The 13,181-nt window shown below is 51.8% G+C and carries 16 protein-coding genes; 3 read left to right on the top strand and 13 right to left on the bottom strand.

Features of this window, described 5'->3' with window-relative positions; all coding sequences use genetic code 11:
* Positions 1-67 precede the first annotated feature (67 nt).
* Positions 68-1,696: a Na/Pi cotransporter family protein gene (locus OGY83_RS21985; protein ID WP_115644093.1), complete on the top strand. Its 1,629-nt coding sequence runs from the start codon at positions 68-70 to the stop codon at positions 1,694-1,696.
* Positions 1,697-1,834: 138 nt separating this feature from the next.
* Here OGY83_RS21985 and pepE read toward each other — a convergent pair whose 3' ends face one another.
* The 4 genes from pepE to OGY83_RS22005 form a co-directional block, all read right to left on the bottom strand.
* Entirely contained in the window at positions 1,835-2,524 is a 690-nt protein-coding gene (gene pepE, locus OGY83_RS21990; protein WP_048236375.1) for a dipeptidase PepE, read from the bottom strand.
* Positions 2,525-2,634: 110 nt separating this feature from the next.
* Positions 2,635-2,913 carry an addiction module antidote protein gene (locus OGY83_RS21995; RefSeq protein ID WP_111466256.1) on the bottom strand — a complete coding sequence of 93 codons (279 nt, stop codon included), beginning with the start codon at positions 2,911-2,913 and terminating at the stop codon, positions 2,635-2,637.
* Positions 2,914-3,630: 717 nt separating this feature from the next.
* Entirely contained in the window at positions 3,631-4,098 is a 468-nt protein-coding gene (locus tag OGY83_RS22000) for a DUF2846 domain-containing protein (RefSeq protein ID WP_148362581.1), read from the bottom strand.
* 172 nt (positions 4,099-4,270) lie between these two features.
* The gene (locus OGY83_RS22005; RefSeq protein ID WP_003841416.1) at positions 4,271-4,432 is read right to left on the bottom strand and encodes a phage protein; all 162 of its coding nucleotides are present in this window, start codon (positions 4,430-4,432) and stop codon (positions 4,271-4,273) included.
* 141 nt (positions 4,433-4,573) lie between these two features.
* Here OGY83_RS22005 and OGY83_RS22010 point away from each other — a divergent pair, with 141 nt between their 5' ends.
* Positions 4,574-4,930 (top strand): hypothetical protein, encoded by a 357-nt coding sequence (locus tag OGY83_RS22010; protein WP_286636917.1) that lies wholly within the window; start codon positions 4,574-4,576, stop codon positions 4,928-4,930.
* 49 nt (positions 4,931-4,979) lie between these two features.
* On the opposite strand, the gene OGY83_RS22015 is transcribed toward OGY83_RS22010, so the two are convergent.
* The 8 genes from OGY83_RS22015 to OGY83_RS22050 form a co-directional block, all read right to left on the bottom strand.
* Positions 4,980-5,792: a shikimate 5-dehydrogenase gene (locus OGY83_RS22015; RefSeq protein ID WP_286636918.1), complete on the bottom strand. Its 813-nt coding sequence runs from the start codon at positions 5,790-5,792 to the stop codon at positions 4,980-4,982.
* A gap of 1 nt (position 5,793) precedes the next feature.
* The gene (gene sorE / locus OGY83_RS22020) at positions 5,794-7,017 is read right to left on the bottom strand and encodes an L-sorbose 1-phosphate reductase (RefSeq protein ID WP_286636919.1); all 1,224 of its coding nucleotides are present in this window, start codon (positions 7,015-7,017) and stop codon (positions 5,794-5,796) included.
* Between the two features lie 69 nt (positions 7,018-7,086).
* A complete protein-coding gene (locus OGY83_RS22025; protein ID WP_003031641.1) occupies positions 7,087-7,911 on the bottom strand; it encodes a PTS system mannose/fructose/sorbose family transporter subunit IID in 825 nt (274 codons plus the stop codon).
* An 11-nt stretch (positions 7,912-7,922) separates the two neighbouring features.
* On the bottom strand, positions 7,923-8,720 hold the full coding sequence (locus OGY83_RS22030; RefSeq protein ID WP_123269138.1) for a PTS mannose/fructose/sorbose transporter subunit IIC: 798 nt from the start codon (positions 8,718-8,720) through the stop codon (positions 7,923-7,925).
* A 65-nt stretch (positions 8,721-8,785) separates the two neighbouring features.
* Entirely contained in the window at positions 8,786-9,280 is a 495-nt protein-coding gene (locus OGY83_RS22035; protein WP_194212677.1) for a PTS sugar transporter subunit IIB, read from the bottom strand.
* Positions 9,280-9,687 (bottom strand): mannose/fructose/sorbose PTS transporter subunit IIA, encoded by a 408-nt coding sequence (locus OGY83_RS22040; RefSeq protein ID WP_286636920.1) that lies wholly within the window; start codon positions 9,685-9,687, stop codon positions 9,280-9,282. Before OGY83_RS22040 ends, OGY83_RS22035 begins: the two co-directional genes overlap by 1 nt.
* Before the next feature lie 9 nt (positions 9,688-9,696).
* Positions 9,697-10,503 carry an SDR family oxidoreductase gene (locus OGY83_RS22045; protein WP_079938945.1) on the bottom strand — a complete coding sequence of 269 codons (807 nt, stop codon included), beginning with the start codon at positions 10,501-10,503 and terminating at the stop codon, positions 9,697-9,699.
* Between the two features lie 70 nt (positions 10,504-10,573).
* Positions 10,574-11,527 (bottom strand): sugar-binding transcriptional regulator, encoded by a 954-nt coding sequence (locus OGY83_RS22050; RefSeq protein WP_286636921.1) that lies wholly within the window; start codon positions 11,525-11,527, stop codon positions 10,574-10,576.
* Positions 11,528-11,996: 469 nt separating this feature from the next.
* Here OGY83_RS22050 and rluF point away from each other — a divergent pair, with 469 nt between their 5' ends.
* The gene (rluF, locus tag OGY83_RS22055) at positions 11,997-12,872 is read left to right on the top strand and encodes a 23S rRNA pseudouridine(2604) synthase RluF (RefSeq protein ID WP_191213562.1); all 876 of its coding nucleotides are present in this window, start codon (positions 11,997-11,999) and stop codon (positions 12,870-12,872) included.
* On the opposite strand, the gene OGY83_RS22060 is transcribed toward rluF, so the two are convergent.
* Entirely contained in the window at positions 12,869-13,141 is a 273-nt protein-coding gene (locus OGY83_RS22060) for a YjbD family protein (RefSeq protein WP_003826541.1), read from the bottom strand. The two genes, rluF and OGY83_RS22060, sit on opposite strands and share 4 nt — an antisense overlap.
* Between the last annotated feature and the right edge of the window lie 40 nt (positions 13,142-13,181).

Below are 13,181 nucleotides of genomic sequence, written 5' to 3' on the forward strand. Positions count from 1 at the left end.
TGCCATCAGGCGGTATGTCATTGCTATGAACCTCAGGAACATATAACGATAAGGAGAACCTGATTCCGTGTTAACTCTGTTACACCTGCTTTCTGCTGTTTCTATGCTGGTTTGGGGTACGCATATTGTGCGTACCGGCGTGATGCGCGTCTTCGGCGCCCGCTTGCGTACCGTACTCAGCCGTAGCGTTGAAAAGAAGCCGCTCGCCTTTTGTGCGGGTATCGGCGTGACGGCGCTGGTGCAAAGCAGCAACGCCACCACCATGCTGGTCACTTCGTTTGTCGCGCAAGATCTCGTGGCGCTCACCCCCGCTCTGGTAATAGTGCTCGGCGCCGATGTGGGGACCGCGCTGATGGCGCGTATCCTGACCTTCGATCTCTCCTGGCTGTCGCCACTGCTGATTTTTATCGGCGTGATCTTCTTTCTCGGACGTAAGCAGTCCCGCGTGGGGCAACTGGGGCGGGTCGGTATTGGGCTGGGGTTGATTTTACTGGCGCTGGAGCTGATTGTGCAGGCGGTAACGCCGATCACCCAGGCGAACGGTGTGCAGGTTATTTTCGCCTCGCTCACCGGCGATATCATGCTCGATGCGCTGATTGGCGCCATGTTTGCGATTATCAGTTACTCCAGCCTGGCGGCAGTTTTGCTGACGGCAACACTAACCGCGGCAGGCATTATCTCGTTCCCGGTGGCGTTGTGTCTGGTGATTGGCGCCAACCTCGGCTCCGGTCTGTTGGCGATGTTGAATAACAGCGCCGCGAACGCCGCAGCCCGTCGCGTGGCGCTCGGCAGCCTGTTGTTTAAGCTGGTGGGGAGCCTGATTATCCTGCCATTTGTTCATCCGCTGGCCAATCTGATGGATGAACTGCCGTTACCGAAATCTGAACTGGTTATCTACTTCCACGTCTTCTACAACCTGGTGCGCTGCGTGGCGATGGTGCCGTTCGCCGAACCGATGGCGCGTTTTTGTAAGCGCATCATCCGCGATGAGCCGGAGCTGGATGCACATCTGAAGCCTAAACATCTGGACGTCAGCGCGCTGGATACGCCGACGCTCGCTCTGGCCAATGCCGCCCGTGAAGCCCTGCGTATCGGTGACGCGATGGAGCAGATGATGGACGGATTGAAGAAAGTAATGCACGGCGAACCGCGGGAAGAGAAAGAGCTGCGCAGGATGGCGGACGACATTAACGTGCTGTATACGGCCATCAAGCTCTATCTGGCGCGGATGCCAAAGGATGAGCTGGCGGAAGAAGAGTCACGCCGTTGGGCGGAGATTATCGAAATGTCGCTCAACCTTGAGCAGGCTTCCGATATTGTCGAACGTATGGGCAGTGAGATAGCTGATAAGTCGCTGGCCGCACGTCGGGCATTCTCTGTCGAAGGGCTGAAAGAGCTGGATGCGCTCTACGATCTGCTGCTCAGCAATCTGCAACTGGCGATGTCGGTGTTCTTCTCTGGTGATGTGACCAGCGCCCGCCGTCTGCGCCGCAGCAAGCACCGCTTCCGTATTCTCAACCGTCGTTATTCGCATGCGCACGTTGACCGTCTGCATCAGCAGAATGTGCAGAGCATCGAGACCAGCTCCTTGCACCTGGCGCTGTTGGGCGATATGCAGCGTCTGAACTCGCTGTTTTGCTCCGTAGCCTATAGCGTGCTGGAACAGCCGGATGAAGACGATGAGCGTGAGTACTAACGAGGACAGGTGAAATGTTGCCCGGTGGCGCAGTCCGGTAGGCCGGATAAGGCGTTTACGCCGCATCCGGCAATGTTATCGTTTACTTTGTAGGCCGGATAAGGCGAAGCCGCCATCCGGCATCAGACAACCCATCAACTAAAAGCAGTGACCTGCCTCAACGGCAACCGCCTCTTCACCCGCTTTAAAGATATACGTGGTGTTTGGGCCGCCAAGCACCGCCTGACCGTTACTCACTTTGATCCAGTTACCTTCCGGCAAGCCAATCACCGTCAGCTCCGGTGCCACAACCAGCAGCTCGCGGATACGCTGTTCACGCGTTTCGCCTTTGTGGCCTTCCGGCAGCGCGTTGGTGAAGTGTGGGTTAATCTGCAGCGGGAACAGACCCAGGGCATCGAAGCCTTTTGGATCGACAATCGGCATGTCGTTGGTGGTGCGGATGGTCTGGCAGGCAAGGTTGGAACCCGCGCTCCAGCCGATGTACAGTGCACCGCGTTTGACGACATCTACAATTGGGGCCAGCAGACCGCGCTCGCGGCTTTCTTTCAGTAACTGGAAGGTATTACCCCCGCCGACAATCACCAGCTCTGCGTTTTCAATAGCGGCAATCGGATCGGCAACGGTATGAATGCCCGTAACATTGACGCCCATTGGCGCAAAGATGGCTGCCGTTTTCGCCGTGTACTCATCCCAGGTTTGCGTCACGCCAGCGAACGGAATAAACACCGCAGTACGGCGACCATTCAGTTGCTCAGCAATTAGCGGCAGCGCATGTTCCATCCAGCCTTTGCCCGGCAGCGTCGAGTTACTCAATAAAAGCAGTTCCATCATTTCTCCATGTAATCAGAAAATTACCAACCGCAGTCATGTTACCACCGTCAGTATAACGCCTCACTGATATGGCTCACGATGTTGGAAGGGGGAGATAGAAGCTAAGGCTATTTTTTAAGTGTCAATTCAATGCCGAGTACCTTCATCACTGCAAGGGTGGTTTTCAGCGTCGGATTACCTTTCTCACTAAAAGAGCGATAAAGCTGCTCGCGGGATAATCCCGTTTCTGCCGCAATGTTCGCCATTCCCTTAGCGCGAGCCACCACGCCCAGTGCTTTTGCAATGTACGTTGCATCGCCTGTTTCGAGGGCATCGGCCATAAACACGGCAATTTCTTCATCATCAACCAGCGCAGTCGCGGGATCGTAGTGAGTAAGTTTATTCATGACGGAAGACCTCCTGTGAATCCAGTGTACGGGCGAGCATTCTCCAACAGGTTTAACATCACCAGCTAAGCCATTAGCCAAACGAAAAAGGCGTGTGGCAATGAGTGTTTTAGCTCTCCTGTCCCGTAGGTTTTGCTCCCAACGCAGGAAAACCATTGTCTGAAGAATATCCATGATTACGTTCCATGTATTTTATAAACTACATTCTGAATTGACAAGTTGAGGCTAGAGAATAAAAAAATGGGGAGTAAGGGGAAATGCTGGCAGGAGGAAACAGGAAAGCGCCTCGCAATAATACGTAGTTTTTCAGGATGCTGCGGTTGATACGAGAAACGATAACAGGGGATAGGGGGCGGCTTTGTGCCAAGAGTGGAAGTTGCCGAGGGGTCATAAAGCGCTAAACCCCGGCATTGCTTGTCAGTTGTTTATAGCCGTTCCTGGGAACAATTGAGCACTAAGACGAGCATTGTTAAAATCACCAACCAATCACTGGTGGTGTACAAATTCTGACCACAAAGCGAACTCTCCGGCATGTAGGTTGGAGAAAGCACAGTTGACCTAAAATGCTCCTCCAGCCAGAAACAAAAGGCGGCTGATAATTCGAAAGCCAAAAAGGATAAAGTAGAAAATGTGCCCGTAAATTCTTAACCATATAGTCAAACCGAGCAGCGAATGATATCCAGCCCTGATGCAGGCTGGATATTAAATTTCCGCCGGTCAGTTATCGCAATGACCTGGCACTGCTAACTTAACTTCAGGTTTAGAAAGGACGCGGATACCTTCGTTTTCGGAAACTTGCTCAAGTCCAGCGCCACCAACAAAAACGCCCATTTTGATGTATTGGCGAACAAAGTAGTTTTTCCCGGGCGTGACATTGAGTGTCAGATTATTTGGTGAAAACTCGGATTCAGTTCCCAGCGTATGTGGTTGGCTGGTCGATATTTGCTGATAGAAAAAGACTCTGTCAGCCGTTTCACCAAGACAACGTCCGTCAAGATAAACATCCTTTTTTAACGCTTTACCGACAAAGCTGTCTCTGTAAACGTATAGACCGGCTTTGCCATTTTCCGGGACCGGGAAAGACTTAGCCGTCTCGTTTTCAGCATTACTGGCTAGAGGAACCGATGCACACCCCCCCAGAAGTACAGAGGAAAGAATGACTGCAGCAATTATAATTTTATTCATTGAATTCTCATGGAGTTAAGTAAATCATGCTTGATGAAAATAATCTTATTTTACACTTATGTCATTAAAGGAGGCATTGAATCACGACAACATCAATGTTCATCCCGGAACAGTCAACTTCCGCTGTTCGCTCTGAGCAGACCTTCAGAAAAGTGATATAAAGTACTGCCTCTTACACTTCAATTCCTTTCTGTTTCAGCTCTTTTCTAATCACTCGCTTAATCCAGGCTGCCAACGATTCGTCGCCATCCTGCCGTTGTGCTTCTTCCATCGCTTTGCGCAGTTCCGGATCCAGACGGAATTGAAACGGGGGATTGCCTCTTCGTTCGTTCATGTGTGTTGACACCTTAATTACACAAGAGTAGTGTGAGTATGTGTGATGACACATTACTCTCACACACCAAAAATGACAACGCCCCGAAAGTGCGGGAACACGATCAGGGCGTCTGACCACAACATTATACGAGGTAATGCTATGGCTGATGCTAATAGTACCACTAACGCCTGTTTTGCGTCTTCTTCTCCCATTCCGCAAGCCGATCTACTTTATTTTCCACTCGCCGAGGCGTTCCGCCATCTTGATTGTAGCCATCTCACTACCGAAGAAAATCTGGCGCTATCGTTTGGTTGTGAAGAGGCGCTGGCAGGGTTGTACCAGACGCTGAATTTTATGGGCGAAAGCCTGCTGACCATGGCGTGTGAAGGTCAGGAACATTTTGCGTATGAGAGCATATGCCAGTTAGGACACAGTCTGGTAAACATCAGCCAGTTGATTCCCGCGTTGGCGCAGTTGGAAGTGAAAGCTGACCAGCAATTGTTTGCTGTTGCATAGTACCTCAAATAAACAGAGCGCCCATCCCTGGCGCTCTGTTCCTGCTCTCTTACCCCGCCCGCGCAAATTTTGCCGCTTCGGCGATCAGCGCGTCATCCGGGCGTACGCCGGTGTACATGGCGAACTGCTCCACGGCCTGTAAGGCAATCACCTCTGCACCGCTGATGGTCTTTTTACCTAATTGCTGTGCCAGCTTAATCACCGGTGTTTCTGGCGGCAGGGCGACGACGTCAAACACCACGCTGGCGGCAGCGACCATCGTTTCGCTGTAGGCCAGCTCATCGCTCTCTTTACCGCCAGCCATACCGACGGGCGTCACGTTGACCAGAATATCGCAGGTAATCCCTTCCGGCTGCGGCTGCCACTGGAAACCGTACTGTTTTGCCAGCGCCGGGCCGCTCTCCCGGTTACGGGCAGCGACGACTACATCGTGAAAACCGGCATCGCGAAATGCGGCAATGACCGCTTTACCCATTCCACCGCTGCCGCGGATCATGACGCGCGCGTTGCTATTGAGCTGGTGGCTGGTAATCAGGCTTTTTACCGCAATGTAGTCGGTGTTAAATCCTGTCAGCGTACCGTTGTCATTGACGATGGTGTTGACGGAGTCAATGACTTTTGCTGAAGGATCGATGACATCCAGAAACGGCATACAGCTCTCTTTAAACGGCATAGAGACCGCACAGCCGCGAATTCCGAGTGCGCGAACACCTTTCACTGCGGCCTCAATATCCTGCGTAGTAAAGGCTTTGTAGATAAAATTTAACCCTAACTTTTCATACAGATAGTTGTGAAAGCGTGTGCCAAAATTGCCGGGGCGTCCGGCAAGCGACATGCACAACTGGGTGTCGCGGTTAATCATGTTAAATTTCCTCGGCATGAGACAATATGTACTGTTCGGCTTCCTGCGACCAGATCCCCTGATGACGCTCCAGGATATCGCGCAAGGCCGGATCGTCAATCTGGGTGAGCGCAGTTAATGGCAATGCTTTTCCGGTGTAAACCAGTTTTTTACCCCCACCGACTTGCGGCAGTTCCAGCGTTGTTTCTCCTGCCGCATTTAATCCCAGAATGTGCGTCACCACTTTTGCCGCCTGAACTTTCTTCTCTTCGATCAGTTTTACCGCCGCGCGCATGTCGTCGGTATTGCCGCCAGACGTCCCAACGTAATGGGTGAAAGCATAATGCACATCGTAGAAGTTAATCGGCGCGCTAAACTGCTTATCCTGCGGACCGGCAAAGAAGTTCATGCAACCATCGGCAGCCAGCAAAGAAGAGGCCAGCGTAACCAGCTGTTCGTTGGGCACAAACACAAAGATGTCATCAAACCCGTGCCCGCCGCTCAGCGCCATCAAGGTGTCATAACCCGCATCCTGGGCGTGGAGATAATGGATCAACGTTTGTGGTTCTGATGGATAGTGCTTGCGGGCGTAGCTCAGCTTGTCGTTATTGGTGTCGGTTACCACCAGCAGCGCCGGGTTAACCGGGCCATGCAACGCATAGTCGATCGCCAGCAGTCCCATCGGCCCGGTGCCGCCGAGTATCAGTGTACGCCCCTGCGGACGAATGCCCATCTTGTGGTTATAAGTGCCTTCCTGTAGGTGATAGTTGGCGTTGAATGCGCCAATCACGCAGGACAGCGGCTCAACCAGCGAGCCTTCAAAATAGGTTTCACCTTCGTAGGCTAACAGGCAGTCCTGCTCCATCACTTCATCAGGAATGATGACGTATGTGGCTTCACCGCCCACCCACGGGAAGGAGTAGCCGGGGCAGTCCGGGCGGTCCGGCAGTTGCAGGTTAGCCTGAATGACATAGCGCTGGCCGGGCTGAAACTTATGCTGCCATTTTTTGCCTACGGCAATAATGTCGCCGCAAAACTCGTGACCGATGATGATCGGGTTGGTGGCCACATCGTCCGGTACCTTTTTGTGGTTCTCGCCCTGGTTAGCCTCTTTCCAGGAAGAAAGGCACAGGCTGTCGGTCACGACTGAGGCCAGAATTTCATCGTCCTGCATTTCAGGAAGATCGAAGGTTTCCAGGCGCAGATCGCGTTTACCATAAAGGCGTAAAGCTGTTGTTGTTTGCATTGTTACCACCTCTTCCTCTTTCGAGGACTATTTGTTGAAGTTGCCCCGGCATCGCCGGAGCGAAAAAAATCAGGACAGAAAGCCCAACGCGTTACCGATAATCCCCAGCGCAAACAGGGCGAAGATCAGCCATACCGGATTAATTTTCTTGTTGAGCAGACGCACCATCAGCAGCGTCAGACCCAGCGCCAGCAGGCCGGGGCAGAGTTGGTCGAGAATGTTCTGCACGGTCATGGTGACGGTGGTGCCGTCTGCGCCAGGCGTTTGCGATACCACCAGCGGCACGTTGATGCTGGTCCATTTGGTGACCAACACCCCCATGACAAACAGGCCGAGAATCGATGCGCCTTCGGTCAGTTTCTGCAGCAGGTTTCCGCCCATGTCGCTGACGATATTGACCCCTTTACGAAAGCCAAGCTGTAAGCCGTACCACTTCATTGCCAAACGTACTGCATTGAAAATAAAGAAGAACAATAGTGGGCCAAGAATGTTTCCGGACAGCGCCAGCGATGCGCCGAGCGCGGCGGTAATCGGGCGCAATGTTCCCCAGACCAACGGGTCGCCAACACCGGCCAGCGGACCCATTAACCCAACTTTGATGCCGTTGATGGCCCCGTCGTCAATTTCCGCGCCGTTGGCGCGAGCTTCTTCCATCGCGGCGGTCACGCCAATCACCGGGCCGCAAACGGCAGGCGTGGTGTTGAAAAACACCAGGTGGCGTTTGAGTGCCGCAACCTGGTCCTCTTTCAGTGGATACAGGCGCTTGATGGCAGGGATCATGTCGTAGCAAAAGCCCAGCCCATGAATGCGTTCAAAGTTGAATGACGCCTGTTGCAGGTTGGAGCGAACAAACATGCTAAACAGGTCGGATTTGGTCAGTTTTTTCTGTTCCATGGCTGGCTCCATTAGTCATCAAGCTGATCGAGAGCTTGAGAAGAGGCGGATTGCGCCTGCGGTTCGGCTTTACGCCACTGTGGGTTCAACTGGATGTAGACCAGCGCGATAATCACGCCAACCCCACCGAAAGCCAGCAGGCTCAAATCGAGATAACCCCCAGCGATAAACCCTAGGAAGAAGAAGGGCATCAGGTACTTCACGCCCATCATGCGCAGCACCATGGCGTAGCCGACCACCACGATAAAGCCACCGGCAATCTGCAATCCGCGGGTGACGAATTCCGGAATGGCGTTGAGCATGTTGCTGACCATATCGGCGCTGACAAACAGCGAGACGATTAATGCAGGAATGGCAACGCGCAGCGCCTGTACGCCGAGGGCGGAAACGTGCAGCATGTCGATGGTGCGAAAGCGAGCATCTTCGGCTGCTTTATCCGCCGCGTGCTGGAACACCACGGTGATGGTACGGGCAAAGACAGTTAGTACCTGACCTGCCGCTGCGACCGGCAGGGCGATAGCGATACCGGTCGCAATACTTTGCTGACCGACGATGACCAGAATGGCGGAGATAATACTGGCGAGCGCCGAATCGGGAGACTGCGCTGCGCCGACGTTCATCCAGCCAAGAGCGATTAACTCCAGCGTGCCGCCGAGCATAATCCCGGTTTTTAAATCACCGAGGATCAGGCCGATAACGGTACAAGCAATGAGCGGACGGTGGGTCTGGAACTCATCCAGCACGCTGCCCATTCCGGCAATACAGGAAAATAGGAATATGGCGATAATTTGTAGGGTACTTATTTCCATAATATGTCACCTTGTGAATGTGATCATCCCTGCCTGTTAAAGCATAAGTACACAGGCATTTTTATTTATTCAGCGAACGATTGTTCTTCTATTTTTTCGAGAATATTAATAGATGGATCGGATGCGACGACACGTAAATCCAGCGTGACACCCAGTTTATCTAACTCACGAAACGCATTAATGTCGTCTTTATCTAAAGAAACGGCTTTGGTTAATTGTTTTTTACCAGGCCGCCAGGCCATACCACCAATATTTAACGTGGCGATTTTCACGCCTTGCTTGACCATTGCCAATGCATCCTGCGGGCGGGTAAATAGATAAAAAACGGTTTCGTTCTGGTATTGCGGATTATGGTAAACTGCGACCGCCTTTTCGATATTAACAACGTTCACTTTCATTCCCGGCGGGGCGGCCTGACGTAATAATGTGCGACGTACTTCATCGTTATAAACGTCGTCATTACAGATAATAATCCGTTGGGCATTTGCCACCTTCGACCAGACGGTGGTGACCTGACCGTGGATCAGACGGTCATCAATACGTGCAAGGGTAATGTTCATCAGAAATCCTCTTCGGTCGTTTCCAGATGTTGCCAGACGACACAGGTTTGTTGAGCAATGGTCGTCAGGTGTTCGCACAGTTCATCCACATTCATACTGCTTTGGTTGTCTACCAGTTCCAGCGCCAACGGCAGTGATAACCCGCTGATGACCCGTATCGCCGGATTGTGCATCGCCAGCGTCGCGGCGGCATTCCAGGGACTGCCACACTGCAAATCGACGGCAATCAGCCATTCACCGCCAGTGTGAATACTCACTAACTTTTTCAGCTTTTCCACAATGTCGCTGGCGTTCTCTCCGGGGACAAATGCCACGGCTTCAACGTTGGCATCACCGTAGACCATCTGTACAGACTCCAGCATGGCGCAGGCCAGTTTGCCGTGAGCACAGAAGATTGCATTGACCATAAAACCTCCTTAACCGCGTGTTTTCCCGCCCGCAATGTTAGTGGTTACTCCGGTGATGTAACTGGCGCGCTCAGACAAAAGATAACAAACAAAATCAGCGACTTCGCTTAAGCGCCCTGAGCGACCAATCGGGATCGCGTTCCTGGTGTAGCCTTCGCGCAGCTGTTCGACGGTGATGTTGCGAGTCCAGGCCAGCGCTTCTTCATACTCGGGGGTCCGCAGTCCGGTTTTTTCCAGGATGCCAGGCGCAATACCCACCACACGAATGCCGTGTTTGCCCAACTCTTTCGACCAGGAACGGGTAAAGCTATTCAATGCGGCTTTGGTAGCGGCATAACAGCTTTGACCTTCAGAACCTTCCAGTCCGCTTTCGGAAGAGACATTCACAATCACGCCGTTACGCTGTTTTACCATTTGGCGTGCCGCTGCCTGCGACATTAAGAACACACCTTTCTGGTTGATATTAACCATTTTTTCAAAAGCGGCTTCGTTGAGTTCGTATTGTCCGGCGGGGGCTTTTTCATCGACCAGAAGACGCGGAAAATTAACGCCAGCATTATTTACCAGCCCATCAATACGTCCGTAGCGTTGGATAATTTCAGCGACAGTATGATTAACCTCTTTGGCGCTGGAAATATCCGTTGGCCAGAAATGATACCCGTCATGACTATCGTATTTACCTTCTCCACCATGAATATCTGCCATTTGCACATTAGCGCCTTGCGCTAATAACTCCTCGACAATCGCCAGACCAATTCCGGATGCACCACCGGTAACAATAATGACTTTGCCCTGCAAGTTTAACCACGTTTGCATAATTAACTCCCGATCTCAGATAAGGGGATCCCACATAAAATTAATTATGGCAGGACCAATTAGAATTTATTTACTTCAACAATAATTCAGCGGTATGGCTGTTGGTAACTAAACAGTTAATATAATTCCCACGTAATGCGCCTAATATCCCACTGTATTTTTCTTCACCCATTGCAATGCCAATGGAGTAACGTGCTTGTTTTAATTTATTGGTTTCGATGGAGAGCGTCTTTTCACTCATATTGGTTTCTACGGTTACACCGTTGATATCGTAAAAGCGCGAGCAAATGTCTCCGGCGACCTGTCGGGCATGTAGGTCATCACTCTCTTCACTGCCGTAAAAAGCGTGCCAGTTGGCGCCATCACGTATCGCCGGAGATCCAATCCCGACCAGTGCGATGTCCAGATTATCCCAGTACGCGGAAATCGATTTAAAATGTCGTGACTGCATGATCCCGTTACGGATCAGCGGGTTTTCCAGCAGTGCCGGGAAATCTGCCAGGTGTGATTCCCCTTTGAGCTTTGCCGCTGCGCCATAGGTCAGTGTATTGACGTGGTAGCGGCTTTCAAGTTTGCCGGATGGTCCGCCGATAATCGGCACGCAGATCAGCTGGCGCGACTGGCTGGAAGGAGATAACCCTTCCACCAGTCCCCGTACCGCGCGACCCCATGAGAACCCGATAATGTCCCCAGGTTCCAGTAAGCGTTCCAGCAACTGTGCGCCATGTACGCCCATCATATTAAGTTGTTCATCTTCCTGCTCGCTGTCGCAGGAGACTACGACCGCCTCTTTCAGGCCAAATTTCTGTTTTAGCTGCTGTTCCAGCCACAGATTTTCGTTGTAGTCGTAATTAATGGCGATGGTGACGATACCCTGCTCGCGGCCACGTTTTAGTAAACGGCTGATCGTGGTGCGATAAATCCCCAGCTCGCGGGCGATTTGCGCTTGTGTCATATCCTGCTCGTAATAAAGCTGCGCTATTTTTACGATCAGGCGGATATCATCGCTGTTTTCCGTCGCCATTTTTGAACTCCTGCACATTTGTGCAAATCACGAAATTGCCTTCTTGATCTGATATAACCCCATCTGTTCTCCATCTCAAAGCTATTTTCACTTATTTCAGCGCGCTAAACTGGCCGATTATGTTGCACATTTGATGTGGCGATAGCGCGTTGTTGGCACAGATGTGCTTGCATCTCTAATGTATTGATTCTGCTTGTTTTCACTCAACAAAATTGCAGGGATGGATCGCTGACACTTTTGTGTCAAAAGGTGTGACGGATCACAAATAGCGCGTGGGCAGTCGAACACGATTATTTTTTATCGTCCGCAAGGTAGGGTATATTTCGCTTTTAATACACAAAGTCATGCAAGTTGTATCAAGGCGGCAAGGGAGCGAATCCCTGGGAGCATAGATTGCTATGTGACCTGGGTGAGTGAGGGCAGCCAACGCAGAGACAGCTTGAAGGATGAAGTGTATACAGGAGAAACTATGCTGCCCGACTCATCCATCCGATTAAATAAATACATCAGTGAAAGCGGAATCTGCTCGCGTCGCGAGGCGGATCGCTTTATCGAACAAGGGAATGTCTTCCTGAATGGTAAACGCGCCACCATCGGCGATCAGGTGATGCCTGGCGACGTCGTAAAAGTAAATGGTCGGTTGATTGAGCCGCGTGAAGCGGAAGATCTGGTTTTTATCGCGCTGAACAAGCCGGTAGGGATTGTCAGCACCACCGAAGACAGCGAACGCGACAACATTGTTGATTTCGTGAATCACAGCAAGCGCGTGTTTCCAATTGGTCGTCTGGACAAAGATTCTCAGGGACTTATCTTTCTGACCAACCACGGCGACCTGGTGAATAAAATCCTGCGTGCCGGTAACGATCACGAAAAAGAGTATCTGGTGACGGTCGATAAGCCGGTCACTGATGATTTTATCCGTGGGATGGGGGCAGGTGTGCCAATCCTCGGCACCGTCACCAAAAAATGTAAGGTGAAGAAAGAAGCTCCGTTTGTGTTTCGCATCACGCTGATTCAGGGGCTGAACCGTCAAATCCGTCGTATGTGCGAACACTTTGGTTATGAAGTTACCAAACTTGAGCGTACGCGTATCATGAACGTTGGTTTGTCCGGCCTGCCGCTGGGTGAATGGCGCGACCTGACAGATGACGAACTGATTGATCTGTTCAAGCTGATTGAGAACTCGTCCTCAGAAGCCAAACCGAAGGTGAAAGCGAAGCCAAAAACCGCAGGCATTAAGCGCCCGGTGGTGAAAATCGAAAAATCGGCGGAGAAAGAGAAATCGCGCCCGGCGGCAAACGGTAAGCGTTTTACCTCGCCGGGGCGTAAGAAGAAAGGGCGTTAACGTCTGCCGCGTGTCGGCGTATTTGCTGACCAGGAAAACGATGCTTCCGCATCCGGTTTATAAGCCTGCTTTTTCTTCAACTGGCGGGCTTTTTTAGCTTCTGCCTCGCGCAAGGCCATCAGCTTATCGATGTACTCTTTCTTGATGCTGTTGGTCTCTGCGTTGGTCAGCAGACGACCATGCGCAATGCGCGCGCGGTCGAGCAGCGTTTTCAGTTCACGCTGTTCGCGCTCGGTCATCTCTTTTTGGGTAATGCGGGGGAGTGCCATAAGGGTGCCCTCTGTTAGCCGATAACCTCAGTGTACGGTA

This window comes from Citrobacter sp. Cpo090 (assembly GCF_030332665.1).
Lineage (GTDB): Bacteria > Pseudomonadota > Gammaproteobacteria > Enterobacterales > Enterobacteriaceae > Citrobacter > Citrobacter portucalensis.

What these genes read in the sequence shown, in the direction of transcription:
- pepE (WP_048236375.1), bottom strand. Translation starts at nt 2,524, where the DNA reads ATGGAACTGCTTTTATTGAGTAACTCGACGCTGCCGGGCAAAGGCTGG.
- OGY83_RS21995 (WP_111466256.1), bottom strand. Translation starts at nt 2,913, where the DNA reads ATGAATAAACTTACTCACTACGATCCCGCGACTGCGCTGGTTGATGAT.
- OGY83_RS22000 (WP_148362581.1), bottom strand. Translation starts at nt 4,098, where the DNA reads ATGAATAAAATTATAATTGCTGCAGTCATTCTTTCCTCTGTACTTCTG.
- OGY83_RS22005 (WP_003841416.1), bottom strand. Translation starts at nt 4,432, where the DNA reads ATGAACGAACGAAGAGGCAATCCCCCGTTTCAATTCCGTCTGGATCCG.
- OGY83_RS22010 (WP_286636917.1), top strand. Translation starts at nt 4,574, where the DNA reads ATGGCTGATGCTAATAGTACCACTAACGCCTGTTTTGCGTCTTCTTCT.
- OGY83_RS22015 (WP_286636918.1), bottom strand. Translation starts at nt 5,792, where the DNA reads ATGATTAACCGCGACACCCAGTTGTGCATGTCGCTTGCCGGACGCCCC.
- sorE (WP_286636919.1), bottom strand. Translation starts at nt 7,017, where the DNA reads ATGCAAACAACAACAGCTTTACGCCTTTATGGTAAACGCGATCTGCGC.
- OGY83_RS22025 (WP_003031641.1), bottom strand. Translation starts at nt 7,911, where the DNA reads ATGGAACAGAAAAAACTGACCAAATCCGACCTGTTTAGCATGTTTGTT.
- OGY83_RS22030 (WP_123269138.1), bottom strand. Translation starts at nt 8,720, where the DNA reads ATGGAAATAAGTACCCTACAAATTATCGCCATATTCCTATTTTCCTGT.
- OGY83_RS22035 (WP_194212677.1), bottom strand. Translation starts at nt 9,280, where the DNA reads ATGAACATTACCCTTGCACGTATTGATGACCGTCTGATCCACGGTCAG.
- OGY83_RS22040 (WP_286636920.1), bottom strand. Translation starts at nt 9,687, where the DNA reads ATGGTCAATGCAATCTTCTGTGCTCACGGCAAACTGGCCTGCGCCATG.
- OGY83_RS22045 (WP_079938945.1), bottom strand. Translation starts at nt 10,503, where the DNA reads ATGCAAACGTGGTTAAACTTGCAGGGCAAAGTCATTATTGTTACCGGT.
- OGY83_RS22050 (WP_286636921.1), bottom strand. Translation starts at nt 11,527, where the DNA reads ATGGCGACGGAAAACAGCGATGATATCCGCCTGATCGTAAAAATAGCG.
- rluF (WP_191213562.1), top strand. Translation starts at nt 11,997, where the DNA reads ATGCTGCCCGACTCATCCATCCGATTAAATAAATACATCAGTGAAAGC.
- OGY83_RS22060 (WP_003826541.1), bottom strand. Translation starts at nt 13,141, where the DNA reads ATGGCACTCCCCCGCATTACCCAAAAAGAGATGACCGAGCGCGAACAG.